This is a genomic window from Acidovorax sp. Root402 (assembly GCF_001425125.1).
GTDB lineage: Bacteria > Pseudomonadota > Gammaproteobacteria > Burkholderiales > Burkholderiaceae_C > Acidovorax > Acidovorax delafieldii.
On record NZ_LMDQ01000018.1, the window covers coordinates 340,768 to 365,262 of the forward strand.

General features: G+C 66.4%; 23 protein-coding genes. 15 read left to right on the forward strand and 8 right to left on the reverse strand.

Annotated features, from left to right (window positions below):
• The first annotated feature begins 4 nt into the window (after positions 1-4).
• The 5 genes from ASC83_RS21970 to ASC83_RS21990 all read left to right on the forward strand — a co-directional run bounded on the left by ASC83_RS21970 (position 5) and on the right by ASC83_RS21990 (position 5,440).
• Entirely contained in the window at positions 5-1,006 is a 1,002-nt protein-coding gene (locus ASC83_RS21970) for an NAD(P)-dependent oxidoreductase (RefSeq protein WP_056067580.1), read from the forward strand.
• A 145-nt stretch (positions 1,007-1,151) separates the two neighbouring features.
• Positions 1,152-2,111 carry an ABC transporter substrate-binding protein gene (locus ASC83_RS21975; protein WP_056067582.1) on the forward strand — a complete coding sequence of 320 codons (960 nt, stop codon included), beginning with the start codon at positions 1,152-1,154 and terminating at the stop codon, positions 2,109-2,111.
• A 237-nt stretch (positions 2,112-2,348) separates the two neighbouring features.
• Positions 2,349-3,557 (forward strand): MFS transporter, encoded by a 1,209-nt coding sequence (locus ASC83_RS21980; protein ID WP_225581158.1) that lies wholly within the window; start codon positions 2,349-2,351, stop codon positions 3,555-3,557.
• 155 nt (positions 3,558-3,712) lie between these two features.
• Complete coding sequence (locus ASC83_RS21985) at positions 3,713-4,759, forward strand: methionine ABC transporter ATP-binding protein (RefSeq protein WP_056067586.1); 1,047 nt, start codon at positions 3,713-3,715, stop codon at positions 4,757-4,759.
• Between the two features lie 15 nt (positions 4,760-4,774).
• Entirely contained in the window at positions 4,775-5,440 is a 666-nt protein-coding gene (locus tag ASC83_RS21990) for a methionine ABC transporter permease (RefSeq protein ID WP_056067588.1), read from the forward strand.
• A gap of 158 nt (positions 5,441-5,598) precedes the next feature.
• On the opposite strand, the gene ASC83_RS21995 is transcribed toward ASC83_RS21990, so the two are convergent.
• The 4 genes from ASC83_RS21995 to ASC83_RS22010 form a co-directional block, all read right to left on the reverse strand.
• Positions 5,599-6,378, reverse strand: coding sequence for an N-acetyltransferase (locus ASC83_RS21995; RefSeq protein ID WP_200938996.1), 780 nt, complete (start codon positions 6,376-6,378; stop codon positions 5,599-5,601).
• 99 nt (positions 6,379-6,477) lie between these two features.
• Positions 6,478-7,512: a tripartite tricarboxylate transporter substrate binding protein gene (locus ASC83_RS22000; RefSeq protein WP_056067589.1), complete on the reverse strand. Its 1,035-nt coding sequence runs from the start codon at positions 7,510-7,512 to the stop codon at positions 6,478-6,480.
• A 64-nt stretch (positions 7,513-7,576) separates the two neighbouring features.
• Complete coding sequence (locus tag ASC83_RS22005) at positions 7,577-8,881, reverse strand: glycerate kinase (protein WP_056067591.1); 1,305 nt, start codon at positions 8,879-8,881, stop codon at positions 7,577-7,579.
• Positions 8,882-8,922: 41 nt separating this feature from the next.
• On the reverse strand, positions 8,923-10,011 hold the full coding sequence (locus ASC83_RS22010; protein ID WP_056067593.1) for a tartrate dehydrogenase: 1,089 nt from the start codon (positions 10,009-10,011) through the stop codon (positions 8,923-8,925).
• 168 nt (positions 10,012-10,179) lie between these two features.
• Between ASC83_RS22010 and ASC83_RS22015 the strand changes: the two genes are divergently transcribed.
• Together ASC83_RS22015 and ASC83_RS22020 are read left to right on the forward strand one after the other, a co-directional pair.
• On the forward strand, positions 10,180-11,154 hold the full coding sequence (locus ASC83_RS22015) for a LysR substrate-binding domain-containing protein (RefSeq protein ID WP_056067595.1): 975 nt from the start codon (positions 10,180-10,182) through the stop codon (positions 11,152-11,154).
• Between the two features lie 110 nt (positions 11,155-11,264).
• Positions 11,265-11,852, forward strand: coding sequence for a DUF1566 domain-containing protein (locus ASC83_RS22020; RefSeq protein WP_056067596.1), 588 nt, complete (start codon positions 11,265-11,267; stop codon positions 11,850-11,852).
• A gap of 55 nt (positions 11,853-11,907) precedes the next feature.
• Here the strand turns inward: ASC83_RS22020 and ASC83_RS22025 are convergent, their stop codons facing one another.
• The 3 genes from ASC83_RS22025 to ASC83_RS22035 all read right to left on the reverse strand — a co-directional run bounded on the left by ASC83_RS22025 (position 11,908) and on the right by ASC83_RS22035 (position 13,755).
• Positions 11,908-12,309 carry a carboxymuconolactone decarboxylase family protein gene (locus ASC83_RS22025; protein WP_056067597.1) on the reverse strand — a complete coding sequence of 134 codons (402 nt, stop codon included), beginning with the start codon at positions 12,307-12,309 and terminating at the stop codon, positions 11,908-11,910.
• Positions 12,236-12,715 carry a MerR family transcriptional regulator gene (locus ASC83_RS22030; RefSeq protein WP_056067600.1) on the reverse strand — a complete coding sequence of 160 codons (480 nt, stop codon included), beginning with the start codon at positions 12,713-12,715 and terminating at the stop codon, positions 12,236-12,238. The genes ASC83_RS22025 and ASC83_RS22030 overlap by 74 nt, the downstream gene beginning before the upstream one ends.
• Positions 12,716-12,864: 149 nt before the next feature.
• A complete protein-coding gene (locus ASC83_RS22035; protein WP_056067602.1) occupies positions 12,865-13,755 on the reverse strand; it encodes a LysR family transcriptional regulator in 891 nt (296 codons plus the stop codon).
• A 96-nt stretch (positions 13,756-13,851) separates the two neighbouring features.
• On the opposite strand from ASC83_RS22035, the gene ASC83_RS22040 reads away from it, so the two are divergent.
• From ASC83_RS22040 to ASC83_RS22055, 4 genes are all read left to right on the forward strand, one after another.
• Positions 13,852-14,322 carry a cyclophilin-like fold protein gene (locus tag ASC83_RS22040; protein ID WP_056067604.1) on the forward strand — a complete coding sequence of 157 codons (471 nt, stop codon included), beginning with the start codon at positions 13,852-13,854 and terminating at the stop codon, positions 14,320-14,322.
• A gap of 254 nt (positions 14,323-14,576) precedes the next feature.
• Entirely contained in the window at positions 14,577-15,572 is a 996-nt protein-coding gene (locus ASC83_RS22045) for an alpha/beta hydrolase (RefSeq protein ID WP_056067605.1), read from the forward strand.
• A 96-nt stretch (positions 15,573-15,668) separates the two neighbouring features.
• Positions 15,669-16,820 (forward strand): MFS transporter, encoded by a 1,152-nt coding sequence (locus ASC83_RS22050; RefSeq protein ID WP_200939000.1) that lies wholly within the window; start codon positions 15,669-15,671, stop codon positions 16,818-16,820.
• Between the two features lie 214 nt (positions 16,821-17,034).
• On the forward strand, positions 17,035-18,174 hold the full coding sequence (locus tag ASC83_RS22055) for a zinc-binding dehydrogenase (protein WP_056067610.1): 1,140 nt from the start codon (positions 17,035-17,037) through the stop codon (positions 18,172-18,174).
• A gap of 215 nt (positions 18,175-18,389) precedes the next feature.
• On the opposite strand, the gene ASC83_RS22060 is transcribed toward ASC83_RS22055, so the two are convergent.
• The gene (locus tag ASC83_RS22060) at positions 18,390-18,683 is read right to left on the reverse strand and encodes a hypothetical protein (protein ID WP_056067611.1); all 294 of its coding nucleotides are present in this window, start codon (positions 18,681-18,683) and stop codon (positions 18,390-18,392) included.
• 370 nt (positions 18,684-19,053) lie between these two features.
• On the opposite strand from ASC83_RS22060, the gene ASC83_RS22065 reads away from it, so the two are divergent.
• The 4 genes from ASC83_RS22065 to ASC83_RS22080 all read left to right on the forward strand — a co-directional run bounded on the left by ASC83_RS22065 (position 19,054) and on the right by ASC83_RS22080 (position 24,436).
• On the forward strand, positions 19,054-19,362 hold the full coding sequence (locus ASC83_RS22065) for a hypothetical protein (protein ID WP_056067613.1): 309 nt from the start codon (positions 19,054-19,056) through the stop codon (positions 19,360-19,362).
• Between the two features lie 323 nt (positions 19,363-19,685).
• The gene (locus ASC83_RS22070) at positions 19,686-20,774 is read left to right on the forward strand and encodes a DUF6817 domain-containing protein (protein ID WP_056067615.1); all 1,089 of its coding nucleotides are present in this window, start codon (positions 19,686-19,688) and stop codon (positions 20,772-20,774) included.
• Positions 20,775-21,007: 233 nt separating this feature from the next.
• Complete coding sequence (locus tag ASC83_RS22075) at positions 21,008-21,844, forward strand: MetQ/NlpA family ABC transporter substrate-binding protein (protein ID WP_056067616.1); 837 nt, start codon at positions 21,008-21,010, stop codon at positions 21,842-21,844.
• 285 nt (positions 21,845-22,129) lie between these two features.
• Positions 22,130-24,436, forward strand: coding sequence for a bifunctional diguanylate cyclase/phosphodiesterase (locus tag ASC83_RS22080; RefSeq protein WP_056067618.1), 2,307 nt, complete (start codon positions 22,130-22,132; stop codon positions 24,434-24,436).
• Positions 24,437-24,495: the final 59 nt, after the last annotated feature.

The window sequence follows — 24,495 nt, forward strand, 5'->3', positions numbered from 1 at the left end:
CGCCATGAATGCCGTGCTGGCCCCCCGCCCCCTGGTGGTGTTGAACCAGACCGGTGCCGATGCCGATGCCCTGGTGGCCGCAGCGGGCTTGCCCGTGGCCCTGGCCGACGATGCCGCTGTGCCTGCCTGGGAGCGTGCCGCTGATGCCGATGTGCTGTTCACCGGCCCGCGCAATGGCTGGCGCAATGCGCCCGCGCAGCCCCCGGCGGGCTGGCCGGGGCACCTGCAGTGGGTGCATGTGGCGTCGGCGGGCATCGACTTCTTTCCGCCGTGGCTGCTGCAGGTGCCGCTGGTGACATGTTCACGCGGTGTGGCGGCTGTGCCCATTGCCGAATATGTGATCACGGCGCTGCTGGCACACCAGCGCGACTGGGACACACTGCGCGTGCAAGGGGCCGACCCATGGCGCGAGACCTTTGCGCGGGTGGACCAGCACCTACCCGGCACCCTGCAGGGCCGCACGCTGGGCATTGCGGGCTATGGCGCCATTGGCCGCGCGGTGGCCTTGCGTGCACAGGCGCTGGGCATGCAGGTGGTGGCGCTGCGGCGTGGGGGGGCGCCGGTGGATGGACGGGGTGAAGGGGGTGAAGGCGTGCAGGCGGTGGGCTCCATCGAGCAGCTGCTGGCGGCGTCTGACCACCTGGTGCTGGCCCTGCCCATCACCGCGCAGACCTACCACCTCATCAACGCGGCCACGCTGGCCCATGCGCGGCCGGGACTGCACCTGGTGAACATTGCGCGCGGCGCCCTGGTGGACCAGCAGGCACTGCTGCATGCGCTGGATGCGGGCCGCCTGTCGGGCGCCACGCTGGATGTGACCGACCCCGAGCCTTTGCCCGACGGCCACCCTCTGTACCACCACCCGCGTGTGCGCATCACGCCGCATGTGTCGTGGGCCGTACAAGGGGCTGCGGAGGTGACGGCGCGCAAGTTTGTGGGCAACCTGCAGCGCTTTGTGGCCGGGCTGCCGCTGCACGACGTGGTGGACAGGGAGCGCGGTTACTGAGCGCCGCAGGCCAGCGGGCCACCCCACCCACACCCCGCGCGCGCATGCGAAAACCGCATATGGATGCTTGCAAGCCTTCGTTGGCGCCGCGTGGGGTGGGTGATGCAATGAATGCCGAATCAACCTTGTCTTCATTGACCACACCATGCTGCGCCGCCAATTCCACCATCTGCTGACCGCCTCGGTCGCTGCCAGTTCGTTCCTGTCGCCCGTCCTCACCCATGCCCAAACCTCGTCACGCGTGCTGCTGCGTGCGGGCGACCAAAAGGGTGGGCTGCAGGCGCTGCTGGACGCAGCGGGCGAGCTCAAGAACCTGCCCTACGACATCAAGTGGAGCGAGTTCCCGGCGGCTGCGCCGCTGGCCGAGGCGCTCAACGCCAACGCGGTGGACTTTGGCCCCATTGGCGATGCGCCGCTGTTGTTCACGCTGGCGGCGGGCAGCCGGGTCAAGGCGTTTGCGGCCAGCCGCTCAGATGCCTACGGCACGGCCGTGCTGGTGGCGCCCCACTCGCCGCTCAAGACGGCGGCCGACCTCAAGGGCAAGAGCATTGCCACCAACCGGGGCTCCATCGGCCATCTGGTCACCCTCAAGGCGCTGGAGTCGGCAGGCCTCAAGGCCGACGATGTGCAGCTGCGCTTCATCCCGCCGCCAGACGCCAAGCTGGCGCTGACGCAGGGCTCGGTCGATGCCTGGGCCACCTGGGAGCCCTACACCGCGCTGGCCGAGACCAGCGGCCATGCGCGCGTGCTGGTCAGCGGCCGGGGCCTGTGGTCGGGCCTGAGCTTTCTGGCGGCCACCGATGCGGCCCTGGCAGAAAAGCGTGCGGCGCTGGCGGACTTCAAGGAGCGCGTGGCGCGTGCGCAGGTGTGGTCGTACCAGAACGCCAAGCCGTTTGGCCAGTCGCTGGCGCGCATCGTGGGCATTCCGGCCGATGCGGCGCAGCTGCAGTTTGAGCGCCGCGCCACCCGCTGGCAGGACATCGACGCCCAGGTGCTGGCCGACCAGCAGAAGACGGCCGACTTTTACCTGGCGGCAGGCCTCATCAAGCAGCGGCTGGATGTGCGGGGCACGTTCGACACCAGTTTCAATGGGGGCAAGGGCTGAGGACGGCTGCTCCCGACCGTTCGCCGTTCGGCATTCGCCGTTTGCCGTTTGCCGTTTGCCGTTTGCCGTTTGCCCGTCCCGTTGGGCGTTGGGCGGGTTGATACGATGGATGTGGTTCGGCAAGCTTCAACGGAACGCGCTGGTGTGTCCAACGCGCCCCTCCCTGACCCTGAGCCACCGGGGTGCATGCCACCCCGCGCCAGCAACCTTGCGCTGGCCGCACCACAATCGGGTCATATGACCTCTTCTTCGACGATGCTGCGGGTGATCAGCCTGGCAGCCTTTTGCAGCATGGCTTCCATGCGTGTCTGCGACCCGATGCTGGTGTCCCTGGCACGCGAGTTTTCTGTCACCACGGGCGATGCGTCGGCCGTCATTGCGGCGTTTGCCGTGTCTTATGGCGTGCTGCAGTTGTTTTATGGCCCCCTGGGCGACCGGTTGGGCAAGGTGCGCGTGGTGATTGGCGCCACGTTTGCCTGTGCGCTCTTCAGCGGCGTGACGGCGCTGGCGCCCACGCTGCCGGTGCTGGTGGCGGCACGGGCTGCCATGGGGGCGTCGGCGGCAGGCATCATCCCGCTGTCGATGGCATGGATTGGCGACAACGTGCCGTACGAGCAGCGGCAGGAGACCCTGGCGCAGCTGATGGTGGCCACGGTGTCGGGGATGATGGCCGGGCAGTGGTTTGGCGGCTTTGCAGTCGAGGCGCTGGGCTGGCGGGCTGCGTTTGTGGTGCTGTCGCTGCTGTTTTTGACCGCCGCGAGCCTGCTGTGGCGGCAAGCCCGCGCCATGGCGGCCAGCACCCCGGCACCTGCGGCTGGCGGTGCGGTACCGCCTGCTTTTTCGCTGTCGGCGTACCTGGCCAACACGGCCGCGCTGCTGCGCATGCCCCGGGTGCGCTGGGTGCTGACCGTGGTGGCGGTGGAGGGCGCCCTGGCCTTTGGCACGCTGGCTTTTGTGCCCGCACGCATGGTGGACGGGTTTGGGCTGTCGGCCTCGGCGGCCGGCGGGGTGATGGTGCTGTATGGAGTGGGCGGGCTCATCTACAGCCTGCTGGCGCGCCGCTGGCTGGCGCTGCTGGGTGAGCGGGGCCTGGCGCTGATGGGTGCGTCGCTGATCGCCGCCGGGCTATTGCTGCTGGCCTGGGGGCCGGTGGCGGCCTGGGGGGTGCTGGGCTGCTTCTTTGCCGGGGTGGGGTTTTACATGCTGCACAACACGCTGCAGGTGCAGGCCACGCAGATGGCGCCCGAGGCCCGGGGCACGGCGGTCACGCTGTTTGCGTGCCTGCTGTTCCTGGGGCAATCGCTGGGGGTGCTGCTGGTGGCGGCCAGTGTGGACCGGGGCTGGATCGCGCCCGTGTTCTCGGTGGCGGCACTGGGGGTGCTGGTGCTGGGCGCGCTGGTGTCGCGCAAGGTGAATGGCCGGGTGGCGGTGCCCGCGGGAGCGTAGTCTGGAGTCGGCCACACCGTGCAAATAACTTTGATGTCTTATTACTTTATTTTTTGATAGTTTGATTCTTTATGGCGCAATAGTACATTCCCTGATCTTTGTGTCTTTTGGGGCCGAACCCGCGCCGCCCGGCGTGTGGCGGCCCTTTGTGTTTCATGATCGAACTACGGGGTATCACCCAAACCTACCAGGGCTCACAAGGCCCGGTCGAGGCGCTCAAGGGCATCGACCTCACCATCCAGCCGGGCGAAGTGTTCGGCATCATCGGCAAGAGCGGCGCGGGCAAAAGCTCGCTGGTGCGGGTGATCAACCTGCTCAACCGGCCCACCACGGGCCAGGTCATCGTGGGTGGGCAGGACCTGACCCAGCTGAACGACGCGCAGCTGCGCGAGGCGCGCCGCGAGATCGGCATGGTGTTCCAGCACTTCAACCTGCTGTCGTCACGCACCGTGTTTGACAACGCCGCGCTGCCGCTGGAGCTGGCGGGCATGGACAAGGCCGCCATCCGCGCGCGCGTCAACCCGCTGCTGGAGCTGGTGGGCCTGTCGGCCCTGGCCGACCGCTACCCGGCGCAGATCAGCGGCGGGCAAAAACAGCGTGTGGGCATTGCGCGTGCGCTGGCCAGCCGCCCCAAGGTGCTGCTGAGCGACGAAGCCACCTCGGCGCTTGACCCGGAGACCACGCGCTCCATCCTCGACCTGCTGCGCCAGGTGAACCGCGAGCTGGGCCTGACGGTGGTGCTGATCACCCACCAGATGCAGGTCATCAAGCAGGTGGCCGACCGCGTGGCCGTGATCGAGGCTGGCCGCATCGTGGAGCAGGGCCGGGTGCTGGACGTGTTCACCCGCCCGCAGCAGGCCATCACCAAGAGCCTGATCGACGAGATCCTGCCGCAAGAGCTGCCCGCCAGCGTGCTGGACCATGTGCGCAAGCTGGCAGGCCAACTGAGCGCCGGACGAACCGGCCAGCTGCTGCGCCTGTCGTACGCCGGGGACAGCGCCTACCAGCCCATCCTGTCGCAGCTGATCCGCCAGTTTGGCGTGGACATGAGCATCCTGCACGGGCAAGTGGATGAGATCCAGGACGAGACCTTTGGCTCGCTGGCCGTGTACGCCAGTGGCGAGGCCGAGAGCGTGCGGGGCGCCGTGGCGCACCTGCGCGCGGGCGGGGTCGAGGTGGAAGAAGTGGCCGTGGCCGGTTAAGAGGGAGCACACATCATGTTCAACAACTTCACGCCAGCCATGCTGGATCTGTTTGCTTCGTCGCTGTGGGAGACGCTCATCATGGTCGGCATCTCCGGCCTGGTGGGCGGCTTGCTGGGGGTGCCGCTGGGCGTGTTCCTGCGCCTGACCGATGACGGCGGGGTGCTGGAGAACGGCCCCGTCAACAAGCTGGTGGGCTGGCTGGTCAACGCCGTGCGGTCCACGCCCTTCATCATCCTGCTGGTTGCCATCATCCCGTTCACGCGGCTCATCACCGGCTCGTCCATCGGCACGGCCGCCGCCGTGGTGCCGCTGACCATTGCCGCTGCCCCGTTTGTGGCCCGCCTGGTCGAGGCCGCGCTGCGCGAGGTGGACCACGGCCTGGTCGAAGCCGCGCAGGCCATGGGCGCCACCACCAGCCAGATCGTGTGGAAGGTGCTGCTGCCCGAGGCTCTGCCCGGCATCGTGGCGGGCCTGACCATCACGTTCGTGAGCCTGACGGGCTACTCGGCCATGGCCGGTGCCATTGGCGGCGGCGGCCTGGGCGACCTGGGCATCCGCTACGGCTACCAGCGCTTTCTGCCCGAGATCATGCTGGCCGTGGTGCTGGTGCTGATCTTCTTTGTGCAGGCCGTGCAAAGCCTGGGCGACTGGGCAGTGCGCAAGCTGAGCCACCGTTGAGTGGTGGATGGTTTGCTATTGAATCAATAGCTGCTAGCGCTTGATTCACTAGCGCTTGTGGCCTGTTTGGCCTCAAACCCACGCGTGGAGGCACTGCCTGGGCCTCTGCGCTGGTCCTGGCTCTCTCGCATCCTGTGGGAGAGGTGCAGACGCCAATCTCAGCCCGGCACCCGGTAGTGGTAGCCGTAGGCCGTCTTGAACCCCATCGATTCATACAGTCGCAGCGCAGGCGTGTTCTGCGCCCGCACCTGCAGGTAGGCGCTGGTTGCACCGGCCTCCATGCCCCAGTGCAGCAGCGCCTGCACCAGCGCGCGCCCGCGTCCGCCGCCCCGGTGTTCAGGCGCCACAGCCAGGTCGTACAGGCCCACCGCGCCGCGCTCCAGCACCGCCAGGCCAAAGCCCACGGCGTGGCCCTGGGCGTCGTGTTGCAGCGCATAGCCCACCGGGTGGGCGATGGCGTCGAGGATGCTGCGGTGCAGGTTGCGGTGGTGCGGCGCCACGCCGTTGGCCGCCGCAAAACCTTCCAGCCACGCGGGCGATGGCGAAGTGCTGACCACGGTGCTGCCATCGGGCCGGGGCACCGCGCCCGGCGCCAGCGGCCGTTGCAGGACCAGCGAGGGGTCAAAGTGCTGGTAGCCCGCGTCCGCCAGCTCCTGGTCGGCCTCGGCCGGGGCCAGGGGGGAGATGCGGAACACAGCGGGCAAGCCATGCCGCGCATACAGCGCCGCCGCCGCCTCGCGCACGCCGTCAAACGGTGCGCCGGGCACCAGCGCGTTGGCCGAGTTGGCGCGCTTGGTGTAGCCGCCCGACAGCCGGAACACCCAGCCCCGGTGCAACACCGTCTGGTGCGCAGGCCAGGCGTTGAAGGCGCGCTCTTCCAGCGCGCGGACGAGGGCAGCGGGTGCGGTGTTGGCAATGGGGGCGGCGGTGTCGGTCATCGCAGGTTTATACCAACCCACCTTGACCATTCACCTCGCCAGCCACCTTTTGCTATCACCTTGTGCGACGACTCTGTGCAACCGCTCTTTGCCACCGGGTCAGTCGGTGGTGATCTTGTTGTCTGCCACCAGCTTGGCAAAACGTGCGGTGTCGGCCGCAATCTGCTCGGCCATCTGCGCGGGGGTGTTGCCGATGGGTTCGGCGCCAATGTCGTGCATTCGCTTTTGAAAGTCCGGCGACTGGATGACCTTGACCATTTCGGTGTTCAGCCGCGCCACCACGTCGGCGGGCGTGCGGGCGGGGGCCAGCACACCAAACCAGGTGCCGATGTCAAAGCCCGCAAAGCCGCTTTCTTGCAGTGTGGGCACATCGGGCAGGGTGGACGAGCGCTTTGCCGTGGTCACCGCCAGGGCGCGCAGCTTGCCCGCCTTGATGTGCGGCAGCACGGGGGTGACGGTGTCGAACGACATCGACACCTGCCCGCCCAGCAGGTCGGTGGTGAGCGGGCCGCTGCCCTTGTAGGGCACATGCAGCAGGGGCTGGCCGATGGACGTGGCGAACTGCGTGCCGATCAGGTGCTGCGCCGTGCCCGCGCCGTTGGAGCCGTAGGAGAACTTGTTGGGCGTGGCCTTGATCAGCGCCACCAGTTCCTTCACGTCCTTGGCGGGCGTGGCCGCACTCACAGCCAGCACGTTGGGCACCAGCGCCACGGTGGTGATGGGTGCAAAACTCTTTTGAAAGTCGTAGTTGAGCTTTTTGTACACGCTCGTTGCAATGGTGTGGTGCACCGCGCCCATCAGCAGCGTGTAGCCGTCGGCAGGGGCCTTGGCCACGTAGTCGGCCCCGATGGTGGCGCCCGCGCCGCCCCGGTTTTCCACGATCACCGGCTGGCCCAGGGCTGTGCCCAGTTTTTCGCCCAGCGCGCGTGCCAGCACATCGGTAGTGCCGCCGGCCGCAAAGGGCACGACGATGGTGACGGGCTTGGCCGGCCAGGCCTGCGCGTGCGCCGGTGCGCTGGGCAGGGCACAGGCAGCACCAGCCAGGGCGGCCAGCGCCAGCAGGTGGTGCCGGCGTGTGGAGGGTGTTGTGGGCGGCGTTGACGGTGGGTGGTGCGGGGTTGCAATGCGTGGCATGGTTGTCTCCGTTGGGTTGTGGTTCTTGTGGGGGCAGGGCCGGTGGGGACGCGGGTGCGTGGCGTCAGCCCGTGGCTGCGATCAGGATCGCGCGGAAGTCGTTGACGTTGGTGCCCGTGGGCCCGGTGACCACGGCGTCGCCCAGCGCGCCAAAAAAGGAGTGGGCGTCGTGTGCGTCCAGTGCGGCGGTGGCGTGTTGGCCCAGCGCGGCGGCGCGCTCCAGCGTGTCGGGCGTGGCGATGGCGCCTGCCACGGGCTCCAGGCCATCGATACCGTCGGTATCCCCGGCCAATGCGTACACGCCGGGCAAGCCCTTGAGCGACAGGGCCAGGGACAGCAGGCATTCCACATTGCGCCCGCCGCGCCCCGGGGTTGGCATGGGTTGCCCTGGGGCGGGTGCGCGCAGGTTGACAGTGCTTTCACCGCCACTCAGCAGCACGCGGTGCCGTGGTGACGGGGCCTTGGCGGCGTAGCGGGCGACACCGGCCAGCACGGTGCCCATGTCGCGGGCTTCGCCCTCCAGCGCGTCGCCGAGCAGCGTGGGCTCGATGCCCGCCTGGCGCGCCACCTGGGCGGCTGCCTGCAGGGCCAGGTCGGGTGTAGCAATGACGTGGGTGGTGATGGGGCCCAGCCGGGTGTCGCCGGGCTTGGTGCTTTCGCTGGCGGCAGTGTCCAGTGCGGCCAGCACGGCGGGCGGCAGAGCAATGCGGTAGCGCTGCAAGATGGCTAGCGCCTGTGCACGGGTGGTCGGGTCGGCCACGGTGGGGCCCGAGGCCACGTCCAGCGGGTCGTCGCCCGGCACATCGGACATCACCAGGTTGACCACGCGGGCGGGGCTGCAGGCCAGGGCCAGCCGCCCGCCCTTGATGGCCGAGAGGCGGCGCCGCACACAGTTCATCTCGCCAATGCTGGCGCCGCTGCGCAGCAGGGCCTGGTTGAGCGCCTGCTTGTCGGCCAGCGTGATGCCTGGCAGCGGCAAGGGCAGCAGTGCCGAGCCGCCGCCCGACCACAGGCCAATCACCAGGTCGTCTGCTGTGAGGCCCGCCACTGCGGCCAGCATCTGCTGCGCAGCAGCCAGGCCCGCCGCATCGGGCACGGGGTGGGAAGCCTCCAGCACGCGGATGTGCTGGCAGGCGGCAGCATGCCCGTAGCGTGTGACCACCACGCCAGACAGCGGCGTGGGCCAGTGGGCCTCCAGCACCTGCGCCATCTGCGCCGATGCCTTGCCCGCGCCGATCACCACCGTGCGGCCCCGGGGCGGGGCAGGCAGGTGCGGCGGCAGACATATCGTGGGCTGCGCGGATGCGATGGCGGCGTCGAACATGCTGCGCAGCCAGTGGCGGGCCTGGGTGTCGATGTGTGTGCTCATCGGGTCGAGGGGCAGGGCGCAGTGTGTTGGAGCCACGCAGCTCAGGCGGCCTTTTGCAACTGCGTGCTGCTGATCAGCGCGCACACGGCGTCGGTCACCTGCGCCGTGGTGGCCGTGCCGCCCAGGTCGCGGGTGTGCAGGGCGGGGTTGGCGGTGACCTGTTCGATGGCCTGCATCACGGCGCGGGCGGCGTCGGCCTCGCCCAGGTGCTCCAGCAGCATCACCACCGACCAAAAGGTGCCGATGGGGTTGGCCAGGCCCTTGCCCATGATGTCGAACGCCGAGCCGTGGATGGGCTCGAACATGCTGGGGTAGCGGCGCTCGGGGTCGATGTTGCCGGTGGGCGCGATGCCCAGGCTGCCCGCCAGCGCGGCGGCCAGGTCGCTGAGGATGTCGGCATGCAGGTTGGTGGCCACGATGGTGTCGAGCGTGGCGGGGCGGTTGACCATGCGGGCCGTGGCAGCGTCCACCAGCTCCTTGTCCCATTTCACGTCGGGGAACTCGGTGGCCACCTGCGCGGCAATCTCGTCCCACATCACCATGGCATGGCGCTGCGCGTTGCTCTTGGTGATGACGGTGAGTAGCTTGCGGGGGCGGGATTGGGCCAGGCGGAAGGCGTAGCGCAGGATGCGTTCCACCCCCACGCGGGTCATGATGGACACATCGGTCGCCGCCTCGATGGGATGGCCCTGGTGCACGCGGCCGCCGACGCCCGAGTATTCGCCCTCGGAGTTTTCGCGCACGATGACCCAGTCCAGGTCCTTGGGCGTGCAGCGTTTCAGGGGCGCATCAATGCCCGGGAGGATGCGCGTGGGCCGCACGTTGGCGTACTGATCGAACCCTTGGCAGATCTTGAGGCGCAGTCCCCACAGCGTGATGTGGTCGGGGATGTCCGGGTCGCCCGCCGAGCCGAACAGGATGGCGTCCTTGCCGCGCAGGGCATCGAGCCCGTCGGCCGGCATCATCACACCATGGGCGCGGTACCAGTCGCCGCCCCAGCCGAAGTTTTCGAACTGGAACTGCAGGCCCGTGTGGCGGGCGGCCAGGGCTTCGAGCACGCGCTGGCCGGCGGGAATCACTTCCTTGCCGATGCCGTCTCCGGGGATGGTGGCGATTTGGTAGGTTTTCATGAAGGTCTTTGGTCTTGGTGTGTGAAAGCGTCGGGAAAGGCCTGTGGGGATGTCGTGCCGCGAAAAAGCGGGTGGAACAAAAACAGTGAGAGCGACTGTAGGCATCCGCTCGTTGTAAAAAAGGCGCTCAAGTGAATCCATCGTTAACCTGCAGTTGATAATGCGGCGATGAGCTCTACCATCCAGCCCGCAGAACTGGGCTTCTTCTCGGCACTGGCGGCCAGCCCCAGCCTGAGCGCCGCCGGGCGCGAAATGGGTGTCTCCACCGCCGCCGTGAGCAAACACCTGGCGCAGATGGAAAAGCGCCTGGGTGTGGTGCTCATCAACCGCACCACCCGGCGCATGAGCCTTACGCCCGAGGGCGAGCTGCTGCTGGAGCACGCGCGCCGCATCCTGCGCGAGATCGATGCGCTGGACGAACTCATCGTGCAGTCCAAGGCCAGCCCCAAGGGCCTGCTGCGCGTGAATGCCACGCTGGGTTTTGGCCGCATGCACATTGCGCCCGTGATCTCGGACTTTGTGCGCCAGTACCCCGAGGTGGATGTGCAGCTGCAGCTGTCGGTGCACCCGCCACCGATCACCGACGATGCCTACGACGTGTGCGTGCGTTTTGGCGAGCCGCCCGACGGCCGCGTGATTGCCCGCCGCATCGCACCCAACCGGCGCGTGCTCTGCGCCGCACCCGCCTACCTGGAGCAGCATGGCAGGCCCCGCGTGCCGCGCGACCTGATGGAGCACCAGTGCATCGGCATCCGCCAGGGCGACGAGGCCTACGGCCTGTGGCGCCTGACCACCGGGCGTGGCAGCAAGGCGCACACCGAGTCGATCAAGATCACCGGCAACCTCACCACCAACGACGGCGAGATCGCTGTGCTGTGGGCGCTGCAGGGCCACGGCATCGTGATGCGTGCCGAGTGGGATGTGAACCGCCATCTGGCCCATGGCCTGCTGGAGCCCGTGCTGCCGCAGTACCACACGCCTGCGGCCGACATCTATGCGGTGTACCCCCAGCGGCACCAGTTTTCGACGCGGGTGCAGGCGTTTGTGGGGTTCCTGGCCGAGGCATTGGCCGCGTCAGGCACGCTGGCAGGAGTGGGCGTGGGTGGCCGCACGGACAAGCGGCGGGCCGTGCGGGTTTCTTGATCTGGTGGGTGGCGCGCAGGCCGTTGCCGGGTTAGGGTGTCGCCAAGGCATTCTGTGATGCCTCTCTGCCCCCGGACCTGTACCTGGCTTTCATTGCCCCTGCTTTGCCCATGAAAACGTTGTTGCCGCTCATCCCCCCGCTGTTGGTTGCCCTGTTTGCCGGGCCTGCGCAGGCCGCCGATTCGCAGGTGGCCGCCGATTGGTCCCTGTCCGCCGATGGTGCTTATGTGTTGGATCAGCGTGCCGGCCTGGCCTGGCCACGCTGCGTGGAGGGCATGCAATGGACCGGCAAAACCTGCACGGGCCAGCCCCTGCTGCTGGACCGTGCTGAGGCCACGGCTCTGGCCTCTGACCGCTGGAAGGCCGAGGGTGTGGGCTGGCGCCTGCCCCGTGCGACAGAGCTGCAGCGGCTGGTGGACAAGGCGCTGTCGCCCCCGGGCCTCAACCCCCTTCTGTTCCCGGCGGCGCCGGGCCAGTGGCACTGGACGTCCACCGCCAACGTGAGCGCGCCCAGCGTCAACCAGTACACCTACGGCAACATCGCCCAAAGCCGGGCGGGTGATGGTGCGCGGCAGGCGGCCATGATCAACGGCTGGGCGGTGAACCTGTCCACCGGCGAGGCGCGCGGCGATGCCGCGCGGGCCAGCAAGCTGCCGGTGCGGCTGGTGCGGCCGATGCCGGTGGGGGCCGCCAAATAGGCGATCGCCCCGATGCAGCCGCATCCGGCAGGACAGGGCGGGGCGGCAGGGCGCTTCAAGCGGCCTGTGGTTGTGCGTCGGCCGCTGCAAACACCTCGCGTGCCGCGGCCAGTCCGTTGAGCGCGGCCGGAAAGCCTGCGTACACCGCCATTTGCATCAGCACCTCCACGACCTCTTCGCGGGTGACGCCCACATTCAGCGCCGCCTGCAAATGCACCTTGAGCTGTGGCGTGGCGTTGCCCAGCGCGGTCAGTGCGGCGATGACTGCAATCTCGCGGCTGCGCAGATCGAGTCCGGGGCGCGAATAGATGTCGCCAAACGGAAACTCGATCAGGTAGCGCGCAAAGTCGGGGGCGATGTCGGCCAGGCTGGCGACGACACGCTCACCCGCGTGGCCGTCGATTTCGCGCAGCTTGGCGAGGCCCTGGAGATAGCGGGGTTGGGTTTCGGGGGACATGGGAGCTTCCTTGGTGGGTGGACGACGGGGTGGGTCGAAGGGAAGCTTCCAGACCTTGGTAGTGCGCGATCTTGGATTGCAGGGCCTGCGCGGCTTGCTGCATGGCGGTGATCGTTGCCAGCACCTGCGCCAGGTGCTGTTCCAGCAACTGGCGCCGCTCGGGGGCGGTGGCGTTCCCTTCGCTGCGCAGCCGCGCAAAGGCCTGCATCTGCCCGATGGGCATCTGGGTCTCGCGCAGGCGCAGCAGGAATCCGATCCATTCCATGTCCGAAGCCGCATAGCGGCGCTGGCCACCTGGCGCGCGCGCCACGGGCGCAATCAGCCCGGCGCGCTCGTAGTAGCGCAGCGTGTGCGCGGTCAGGTCCGTGCGTTCGGCGACTTCGGCAATGGTGAGGAGGGATGCCATGGGAACGATTCTGAAAGTTGGAGTGCACTCTAAGTCAAGCACTGAATCGTTCCAACGTGACAAGGGGTCGCAACAGGCCGCTGTCTAACCCTTGTTCGTATTCGCAGCCTCGTGATCTCTAGCCACCCGCGTGCTTGCAAGCAGTCTCTTCACCGCAGCTGCAACGCCTGCAGCACCAGCGAAAACGCAGGCGATGGCTGGCGCCGACTGGGGTAGTACAGGTGGTAGCCCGCGAACGGTGGGCACCAGTCTTCCAGCACTCGGACCAGGCGTCCGTCTTCGATGTGGGTGGCCAGTTCGTCCTCGGGCAGCAGCGCAATGCCCAGCCCAGCCAACGCTGCATCGACCTGGGGCGGGGCGGTGTTGAAGATCAGCGGGCCATCTACCCGCACGTTGACCTGTTTGCCTTTGCGCGCAAAGTCCCACACGTACAGGCCGCCCGAGGTAGGCATGCGCTGGTTGATGCACCGGTGCGCCGTCAGGTCGTGCGGGGTTTTGGGAATGGGATGGGCGGCAAAGTAGCTGGGCGATGCGACCACGGCCATGCGAAGCGGCGGGCCGATGGGCATGGCAATCATGTCCTTGTCGATGGTGTTGCCCAGGCGCACCCCGGCGTCAAAACGGTCGGCCACGATGTCGCGAAAGCCGTAGTTCATGTCGAACTCCAGCGTGATGTCGGGGTTGTCGTGCAACAGTGGCATGAGCTTGGGCAGCAGCGTGGTGTGCATGACGTGGTCGCCGCAGGTGATGCGCACAGTGCCTGCGGGTTTGTCGCGCAGTGCGGTCAGCGCATCCAGCTCGGCCTCAATCTCGTCAAAGCGGTGACCGATGGCGTGCATCAGGCGTTCGCCCGCTGGTGTGGGCGAGACGCTGCGCGTGGTGCGTGTGAGCAGCCGGATCTGCAGGCGCTCTTCAAGGCCACGGATGGTCTGGCTCAGCGCGGACTGCGTGACGCCCAGAGTGGCTGCGGCTCGGGTAAAGCTGCCCTCGCGCGCCACGGTGACAAAGGCCAGCAGATCGTTCAGGTTGCGTCTCGCCATGTCTGATTCTCTGGATTGATTGGTTAGCCAGACTTATAAACCCATTCTCCATTCATTATCTAGTCGGCGCAAGCAATGCTGGGCAAACTTCTTGCTATGGCACAACGCATCAGCACCCACCCCTTCCAACGCCACGCCCTGGCGGGTGTCGCCTTGGCATTCACCCTGGCAGCCGGGGGGATGCCCACCACCACCTTTGCACAGCAGGGCCCCATGAAAATTCATCTGCATATCGATGGCGCCATTGCCACCGCCACCCTGGACAACAACGCCGCAGCGCGCGATTTTGTGGCCCAGCTGCCGCTGTCGCTGACGTTGCAGAACTACGCGGAGATCGAACGCATCGCCACCCTGCCGCGCAAGCTGTCGGTGGATGGGGCACCGGCGGGCATCACCCCCAAAACCGGTGACATCAACTACTACGCGCCCTGGGGCAATCTGGCGATTTTTGTGGGCGATGACGCCTATGCACGCGGCCTGGTGCGGCTAGGCAGAGTGGACACGGGCCTGCCCGCGTTGCAGCGCCAAGGGCCTTTGAAGGTGCGTATCGAACGCGCCAGCGATTGACGCGCGGACAAAGCATTGGAGCGTCCAACGAAGGCGCGCCCTCGACCCCCGCCTTCATTTCTCGATTTCTCGTCCTCCCCCAATTTCCTACCTCCCCAGGAGCATCGAACATGCACGACACACTCTCCACCATCCACGCACAGCACCCAATACCCGGCACAGACCCCCTCACCTCGGACCGGCGCGACTTCCTCATCCGGGCGGGCTTCGGTGCGGCGGTATGGGGCGGGCTGTCTGCCGCGGGTGGTAGTGCGATGGCAGCAGGGCCGCAGCCAGCGCCCGGCAAGCTCAGCGGCGCCGACAATTTCTACCAAAGCGACAAGGTGGCCGTGCGCAAGGTGATCTTCAAGAACCAGTACCGCATGGCGGTGGCTGGCAACCTGTTTGTGCCCAAGAACCTGGACCGCAGCAAGAAAAATCCGGCCATTCTGGTGGGCCACCCCATGGGCGCAGTCAAGGAACAAAGCGCCAACCTGTATGCCACCAAGATGGCAGAGCAGGGTTTTGTCGCGCTGTCGCTGGACCTGCCTTTCTGGGGTGAGAGCGAGGGCCAGCCGCGCAACGCGGTGGCGCCAGACATCTATGCCGAGGCTTTCAGCGCAGCGGTGGATTTTCTGGGCACGCAGGCGATGGTGGACCGCGAGCGCATTGGGGCCATTGGCGTGTGCGGCAGCGGCAGCTTTGTCATCAGCGCCGCCAAGATCGACCCGCGCATGAAGGCCATCGCCACCGTCAGCATGTACGACATGGGTGCTGCCAACCGCGACGCGCTGAACCACTCGCAGACTGTGGAGCAGCGCAAGCAGATCATTGCCGCCGCTGCCGAGCAGCGCTACGTGGAATTCACCGGCGGGGCCATCCAGTACACCGGTGGCACGGTGCACGAGCTGACGGCAGACACACACCCCATTCAGCGGGAGTTCTATGACTTCTACCGCACCCCGCGTGGCGAGGTCACGCCCAAGGGCGGTTCGCCGTTGACCACCACCCACCCCACGCTGACCAGCAACGTCAAGTTCATGAACTTCTACCCGTTCAATGACATCGAGACGATTTCTCCGCGCCCCATGCTTTTCATCACGGGCGATCAGGCGCACTCCAAGGAGTTCAGCGAAGACGCGTTCCAACGTGCTGCCGAGCCCAAGGAGCTGCACATCGTCCCCGGAGCAGGCCACGTGGATCTGTATGACCGCGTGAACCTGATCCCGTGGGACAAGCTGACGGCGTTCTTTGGCAAGCACCTGGCGTAAACGATGACCACTCAGGTATGCGCTGCGCCGTCGGTCGATTTCGACGGTGCGCTGGGTGCAGCGGTGCAGCCTGCGCGCTGGAGCGGCGTCTTTGCGATGACGCTCTGCGTGTTTGCGCTGATCGCGTCGGAGTTCATGCCCGTTAGCCTGCTGACCCCCATGGCGGCAGACCTGGGGGTCAGCGAAGGCGGGGCAGGGCAGGGCATTGCGATATCGGGCGCCTTCGCCGTACTCACCAGCCTGAGCATTGCTGCGTTGGCAGGCCGGGTGGACCGCAAGACCTTGTTGCTGGGGCTCACAGCGCTGATGTGCCTCTCTGGCGCAGTCATTGCACTGGCGCCGAACTATGCGGTGTACATGGCAGGCCGCGCGCTCATCGGAGTGGTGGTGGGTGGCTTCTGGTCGCTGTCTGCGGCCACGGCCATGCGGCTGGTGCCTGCGCAGCAGGTGCCACGGGCTTTGGCCATTTTCAATGGTGGCAACGCACTGGCCACGGTGGTGGCGGCGCCGTTGGGCAGCTATCTGGGTGCTCTGGTCGGGTGGCGTGGGGCCTTCTGGGGGCTGGTGCCGGTGGCGGTGGTGGCTTTCATCTGGCAGTGGGTGAGCCTGCCGCCCATGCCTGCCGGTCAGCAGCGCGCGGGGGGCTCTGGTGGTGCGGTTGTCAGGCTGCTGCGGTGCCGGATGATTGCTGTGGGCATGCTGGCAGTAGGCTGCTTTTTCATGGGACAGTTTGTGCTGTTTACCTACCTGCGGCCATTTCTGGAAACCGTCACGCATGTGGGTGGGTTCACGTTGTCGTTCATTCTGCTGGTGATCGGGGTGGCGGGCTTTGTGGGCACCACACTCGTCGGCGCGGCACTGGCCAGAGGCTTTTACCCAACGCTGTTCATGGCACCCGTCTTGATGGCGCTCATCGCCATCGCGCTGATCTGTTTGGGTGACCAGCTCACCGCTGTCACTGCCTTGCTGGGTGTGTGGGGCCTGGTGGCTACGGCCGCGCCGGTGGGCTGGTGGACATGGGTCGCCCGGTCGATGCCGAAAGACGCTGAAGCCGGAGGCGGTCTCATGGTGGCGGTGGTCCAACTGGCTATCGGCCTGGGCTCCACGGTGGGGGGCCTGCTATTTGACCGCAACGGATACCAGAGCACCTTTGTCGTCAGCGCTGTTTTGTTGCTGGTGGCCGCGTTGCTGGTCTTGCTGACCTGGCGCTCTGGCAGGACCGAGGGCTGTGCTGTTGCCGGTAGTTGAAGGCTGAAGGAGATGGGGTGAACGCGTGCCTTGCGCACCAGCAAACTGACGGCGTTGTGGGGTGCAAAACCGAGGGGACAGCAAAACCCGGCGTCCTGGTGAAAAATGGCGCGGCAGGTGGAGAGGCTGTGACCTGCTGGCACCCCAGCCTCCCTCCACGTCGCGCCGCTTCATGCGCGCGGCCCCATTTCCATCATCCCACTGCGAATCCTCCATGAACCCATCCATCCCTACCACCGCGCTGCAGCTGCGCTCGCTTGTACAAGCCAATGGCACCTTGCAGATCAGCCTGGAGCTGTCACCCGTGCCCACGCCAGGGCCTGACGAAGTGCTGATTCAGGTACAGGCCACGCCCATCAACCCATCGGACATTGGCCTGCTGCTGGGCCCGGCTGATCTGTCCACCGTGCAGGTCACGGGCACGGCCGAGCGGCCGGTGGCCACGGCCAGCATCCCCGAGCGCGCCATGCCCGGCATGGCGGCACGCCTGGGCCAGAGCATGCCCGTGGGCAACGAGGGCGCCGGTCTGGTGGTGGCTGCGGGTGCATCGCCCGCTGCGCAGGCGCTGCTGGGCCGCACGGTGGCAGTGATTGGTGGCGCCATGTATTCGCAGTACCGCTCCATGCCTGCAGCGCAGTGCCTGCCTTTGCCGCCCGGAACCACGGCGGCTGAGGGCGCGTCGTGTTTTGTCAACCCGCTGACTGCGCTGAGCATGGTCGAAACCATGAAGCGCGAAGGCCACACCGCGCTGGTGCACACCGCTGCGGCCAGCAACCTGGGCCAGATGCTGCTCAAGATTTGCCAGAAGGACGGTGTCGGCCTGGTCAACATCGTGCGCAAGCCCGAGCAGGCGGCGCTGCTGCGCGAGCTGGGCGCCCAATATGTGTGCGACAGCAGCGCGCCCACCTTCATGGCCGAACTGACCGACGCGCTGGCCGCCACGGGCGCCACCATTGCGTTTGATGCCACGGGCGGCGGCACGCTGGCCGGGCAGATCCTGCAGTGCATGGAGGCCGCCATCAACCGCAAGGCCAAGGAATACAGCCGTTACGGTTCGGCCGTGCACAAGCAGGTGTACCTGTACGGCCACCTGGACACGCGCCCGACCGAAGTGCACCGCACCTTTGGCATGGCCTGGGGCATGGGTGGATGGCTGCTGTTTCCGTTTCTGCAGAAGATTGGCGAAGAGGCCACCCAGGCGTTGCGCCAGCGCGTGGCGGCTGAGCTGAAGACCACGTTCGCCAGCCACTACGCGCGCACCGTGTCGCTGGCGGGGGCGCTGAGCGCCGAGTCCATCGCGTTCTACGGCCCGCGCAATACCGGCGCCAAGGTGTTGATCGACCCGTCGCTGTAAGCGACTTTGCAGGGGCGCGCCTGGCGCCCCTGGGGGGCGCGGCTACACGGCAGGCACCAACAAAAAGAGCTCCCTAAAGGAGCCCTTTTTGCCTGCCCGCCCCTGCGGTTCAGTTAACACTCCCCATGGCAGCAGCACCCGCACCGCGCGAAGAGCCACCACCCTGGGAAGTCCCGCAACTGCTTCAAACCAATCTCAGCAGTTGGTCTGCCAAATTACATGGCGCTGAATTCGCCCGAAGGGATCTGGCCGGTGCGCACGGCTTCGGCAGCCTGTGCACGCACGGCAGCGCGGTCAGCGGTGGATTGGTAGGTCACCACACGCGAGCCTGCGGGTTCCATGTTGTGGGTCTTGGCTTCCACTACGGCTTCGGCTTGCACTTCAGCGCGGGTGCGGTTGGTGTCGAACTTCAGGGCAAATTGCGAGCCATCGGCTTCATCGGCATGGGCGCCAAAGGCGGCGAAAGTGGCAACAGCGGCGACGGAGAGGAAACGGGCGGTCTTGTTCATGATGAAAATCCTTAAAAGCTAAAAAAGCGTCTCAAAAAAGCCGGGTCAAAAACGATTCCTGAACCGGGTTCGGTGAGTCGCCTTGCGGGTTCGGCTCATCGATGGGATGAACTGTACGCCGATGGTGTTCAGGGAAAAACCACCCAGTCGCAAACTAACGGTGAGTCGCCTTGCGGGTTCGGCTCATCGATGGGATGAACTGTACGCCGATGGTGTTCAGGGAAAAACCACCCAGTCGCAAACTAACTGTTCCAGTATTGAGAACAATCTTTCCATCCTCCCGCGCTCCGTGTGGGATCTTTCGGTGCTCGAATTTTGTTGGAAAAAACTGTATATTCATACAGCATCAAACCACAGGAGAAGCAGCGCCATGCAAGTCATCGAATCCACTTACGCCGTCACCCTGCGCGACTACCCCGAGGAACTCCCGGCCAAGGAGCGCATTGCCGCAGAAACCCGGTACGCCAGGGCCCTGGAAAAGCAGCTTGGCGGCCCCGAACAGGTGGCGGCTGCCCTGGACACCATGCAGAGCCTGGAGGAGTCGCCCCCTGAGGTGGTGTCTCCTGGCGATCTCACCCTGCTCAAGGCCTGGGGCAAGGCCAGCGTGGCAGCCCGGCAGGCCGGGTTCCGGGATCTGGGAGAAGGCGAGGGCGCGTACTTTGAGGTGCGGCTGGTCTGAGAGGCTGAGAGTCCTTTATCCATGCCCGCTTTGCACGCCAATACGCCCGGCGCGTCGTTACCAATGCTCGCCATAGCCTGAGCTATGGCTGTGCTTTGCGCCTAGATCCGAGGCGTATTGGCGCGCCTTTCGGGCCCGGCTAAAAAACTCTCAGCCTCTGAGCCTGAAAGCCCGCAGCCCGCAATGGGGCTGACCGAGCCGCCGTGCAGGCGCGTGCTGGGTGTACGGGCAGGGTCGCCGCGGTGCTTGCGCAACCGCCGTGTGGGCAGATACTGTGTGTACATTGCATTACCCGCACACTCAACGCCGGAGACACAACCCCCATGACCCTGCCGCTTCACCCCCTGGACCCTGTCCTGTTTGCCCGCGCGTTGCCGCTGCTGGACGACGAGTGGCTGACCCGCGACCCTGAACTGGCGCCCGTGTTGCCCACGGTGCTCGCGCGCAATGTGGGGCAGGACTGGCACAAGGCGGGCACGTTTCGCCATCACCTGGTGGGCGTGACGCGCACGCTGACGGTGTGGCAGCAGCCGCGTGATGTGCGCCTGTTGGGCCTGCTGCACAGTGTGTATGGCAATGCGTTTGTGGACCTGGTGAAGTTCGACCCTGCCAAGGAGCGCGCCCGGGTGCGCGAGATTGCGGGCGAGTCGGCCGAGCACCTGGTCTACCTGTTCTGCACCCAGTCGCGCACGCAGTTTGTGCAAAAGGTGCTGGCCCATGCACTGGAGGCGGACGGCAGCCTGGTGCTGCAAAAGGACGGGCAGGACCATGTGCTCACGCCCTACGAGGTGGCGGCCTTCATCATCGTGAGCATGGCCGACACCATCGAGCAGTGGTTCAGCTGGCAGGACGACATCTTTTCGCGCTTTCCTGATGTGCAGCACCGCAGCCAGAAGGCGCACTGGGCTGCATCGCTCTGGCCCGGACCCATGCGGCCGTCGGGGCGCATGGTGCACCAGATCAATGGCCTGGCCAAGGCGCTGCAGCACCCGGGGCTGAAGGACGTGCTGCCCATGCCACCCGTGTTTGCACACTGCTCGCAGCACCTGTCTGCCGCCAACGAGGCGGCGGCCACGTCGCTGTACTGGTCTGTCATCCAGCAAGACCAGCCGCTGGTGGACCTGGACGTGGCCACCGGCGTGCTGGAAAGCGCCGTGCGCCACAACCCCTGGGTGGGCGAGCCGCAGATGGTGCTGGCCCAGCTGTACCTGTCCGCTGGCCGCAAGGACGACGCCAAGGCCGCTGCCGAGAGCGCTCTGCACCTGTTCAGCGCCTGGGGCAATGCGTGGGACAAGCGCGTGCAGTGGGACGCCTGGGTGGCCTGGACGCGCATCCTGCTGCAGGGCGCGACGGTGGAGGGCACCTGGCCCGAGCGGCTGGACAAGCTGAACAACGTGGCACTGCGTGGGTGACTTGGAACATCCCCCTGAGTGGCTGCGCCACTTCCCCCTTCTCTCGAATCGCTGCGCGATTCGGGAAGGGGGACGCAGCCCTCGCTGCGGGGCGGCCCTTGCTCGGCTGCCCTCGCCGGGCGCGCGCCAGTTTCAGGAGGTGGGGGTGGGGGCACGGGCCTTGTCTTCTTATTCGAATGGGTTGTAATGAAATGAAAACTTAGTTGTTCCAGTTTTATCGGGGAAACCCTAGGATGCGAACCATCTCTCAACGAAAGGTTTTCCCTGTGAACAACAACAAGCGCCTTCTCCTGCAATCCGCCCTGGCCCTGGCCGCTGCTGCCGCTTTCTCGTCCGGCGCCATGGCCCAGGACAAGCCCATCAAGGTGGGCGTGACCGGCGGCCCCCACGCCCAAATCTTCGAGCAGGTGAAGAAGGTTGCCGAGAAGGACGGCCTCAAGATCCAGATCGTCGAGTTCAGCGACTACGTGCAGCCCAACGCCGCGCTGGCTGCGGGCGACCTGGACGCCAACAGCTACCAGCACAAGCCTTACCTCGATGCGCAAGTGGCCGACCGTGGCTACAAGCTGGTGTCGGTGGGCTACACCGTCAACTTCCCCATCGGCCTGTATTCCAAGAAGGTCAAGAAACTGGAAGACCTGAAGGAAGGCGCCAAGTTCGGCATTCCCAACGACCCCACCAACGGCGGCCGCGTGCTGCTGGTGCTGCAGGACAAGGGCCTGATCAAGCTGCGTGACGGCGCGGGCCTCAAGGCCACGCCGCTGGACGTGGTGAGCAACCCCAAGAAGCTCAAGTTTGTTGAACTGGACGCCGCCCAGCTGCCCCGTTCGCTGGACGATCTGGACGCCTCGGCCATCAACACCAACTTTGCGCTGTCGGCCGGCCTGAACCCTGGCAAGGACGCCATTGCACAAGAAAACGCCAAGAGCCCCTACGTCAACCTGATCGCCGTGCGTGAAGCCGACAAGGACAAGCCCTGGGTGGCCAAGCTGGTGAAGGCTTACCACTCGGAAGAAGTCAAGAAGTTCATCCAGACCGAATTCAAGGGCTCGGTGCTGCCAGGCTTCTGAAGCTGATCGCAAAAGCGCCCTGCGATGAAGGGCGCTGTCGTACTGCGGACTGATTGCCGCTTCGCCCTCTCTCCCGCAAGGGGAGAGGGGCGGAAAAAGCGACTGCAACAGCAGTCAAACATCCAAGTATTTCTGGCGTTATGCGCTTTCCCGTAAAGCGCAAATAGCTATCTAAATGATAGCGGTTCGCCAACACCATTCCCCTGCTTTGCGCTGGGAAAACTGTGGTGTCGCGCTTGCATACACAATGAGAGGGTAACGTCCAGTAACACCATCCCCTCCACCATGCCCTTCGCGGAACGAATCCTCACAGCGGTCTGGTTGAGTGCGACCACGCTGTTGTTCGTTGCGTCGCTGTGGGCACCGGCCCCTGGCGTGCGGCTGTTTCTGGACAACGCCTCCTGGACGCTGGCGTTTGGGCTCTCTGCATTCTGGGCCTGGCGTGGCTGGCGGCTGGCGCCGCCCACCGACCGCGCGCTGCACACCGGCCTGCTCATCTTTGCGGTGCTGGTGGCCCTGGGGCAAATGGTGTGGAACGTGCAGGTGGCGCTGGACTGGAACCCATTCCCCGCGCCCGCCGACCTGCTGTTTCTGGCGGGTGGGCCGCTGTGGGCTGCCACTGTCATCCGCGCCACTTTTGCGCGCCTGTCGCGCGATCGGGCCTACCCGGCCGCCCTGGACTTTGGCGGCACGGTGCTGGCGCTGCTGGCGTTCACGCTGGTGATCTACCTGCCCTCGGGCGAGGTGGACTCGCTGGCCGTGGGCACGGTGCTGGTGCTGTACCCGGCCGGGTTTCTCGCTGCGGCCGGCGTCACGGCGCTGGCTGTTCCGACGGTGGGGGTGCGCATCGACCGGTCCCATGCGCTGGTGCTGCTGGGCCTGCTGGGCTTTGGCCTGAGCTGGATGCAGTGGAACCTCATGGTCATCAGCAACACGGTGCAGCCGGGCATCTGGTTCAACGCCAGCTTCAGTGTATCGGCGCTGGTGCTGGGCTGGGGCGCACGCTGGCTGCGGTTTGAGATGTCGGCAGATTCGACCTACCGCCGCCAGTGCGACCAGGTCATGAACTACGTGCCACTGCTGTCCATGACGCTGGCGGCCATCACCCTGGTGCTGCTGTTTGTGGCGCCCGATGGCAGGGCAGGCATGCAGGCGCTGATCCTGGTGTGCTGCCTGCTGGTGCTGCTGCTGGCGGCACTGCGCCAGACCATTGTGGTGACCCTGCTCAACCGCCTGCGCACGGCCGAGGCCGCCGTGCTGCGCAACGAGGAGCAGCTGTACCGCGTGGCGCACTTTGATGCGCTCACCGGCCTGCCCAATCGACGCTACTTTGAAGACGCGCTGGAGCGCGCCGTGGCCGAGGCCGCGCGCGACACGCACAGCACCAACCGCCGCGTGGCGCTGATGCTGATCGACCTGGACCACTTCAAGAGCGTGAACGAAACCTATGGCCACCGCGTGGGCGACGCGCTGCTGAGCGAGGTGGCGCAACGCATCACCCAGCTGCTGGCGGGGCAGGGCCTGGTGTCGCGGCTGGCCAATGACCAGTTCACGGTGATGCTGCTGCGCCCGGCGTCGCGCACCGAGCTGGCGCAGCTGGCGGCCTCGCTGGTGGAGGGCCTGGCGCAGCCCTGGGAGCTGTCGGAGGTGGGCGCACAATACATGGGCGCCAGCCTGGGCATCAGCCTGTACCCGGACGACTCGGCCAACAGCGTGGAGCTGGTGCGCCACGCGCATTCGGCCCTGCACGCCACCAAGAGTGCAGGCCGGGGCTCGTACCGCTTCTACATCGAGGAGTTCACGCAGATCACGCGCGGGCGGCTGGAGCTGCGCCGGCGCCTGCACAACGCATTGCAGGCGGGCGAGTTCTCGCTGGTCTACCAGCCCCAGCTCAACCAGCAGCGCCAGACCGTGGGTGCCGAGGCGCTGCTGCGCTGGTCGGTGGATGGCAAGGCGGTGCCGCCCGACGAGTTCATCCCGCTGGCCGAGGAGAGCGGGCTCATCGTGCCCATCGGGCTGTGGGTGTTCGAGACTGCCTGCCGCCAGATGGCACAGTGGCGTGCCGAGGGCTGGCAGGCGCCCGTGGTGTCGGTCAATGTCTCCACCATCCAGCTGCGTGAGCCGGGTTTCACCCAGACCCTGCTGGGCGTGACCCAGCGCGCCGGGGTGGCGCCCGCCGGCCTGGTGCTGGAGATCACCGAGTCGCAGCTGCTGGACGAGTCCCTGTACGCCATCGCGCTCGATCTGAAGAACGCGGGTTTTGCGCTGTCTATCGACGACTTTGGCACCGGCCACTCGTCGCTCATCAAGCTCAAGCGCCTGCCGGTGAGCGAGCTGAAGATCGACAAGGTGTTTGTGCGCGACATTGTGGTGGACGTGAACGACCGCGAGATCTGCGCCACCGTCAACGCGCTGGCCCGTACGCTGGGCCTGGAGGTGGTGGCCGAAGGTGTGGAAACCGAGGAGCAGCTGCAGTTTTTGATCCGCATGGGCTGCGAGCGTTTTCAGGGCTGGCTGTTTGCACCGGCCCTGGCGCCCGGGCCACTGGCCGAGCAATGGCTGCAGCGGCAGGCGCCGCCCGCTGCGCAGTGACTGCTGGCACGGTGTGGCGTGGGGGCGGCATGGTCCGCGTGTGGCATATCAAAAATGAT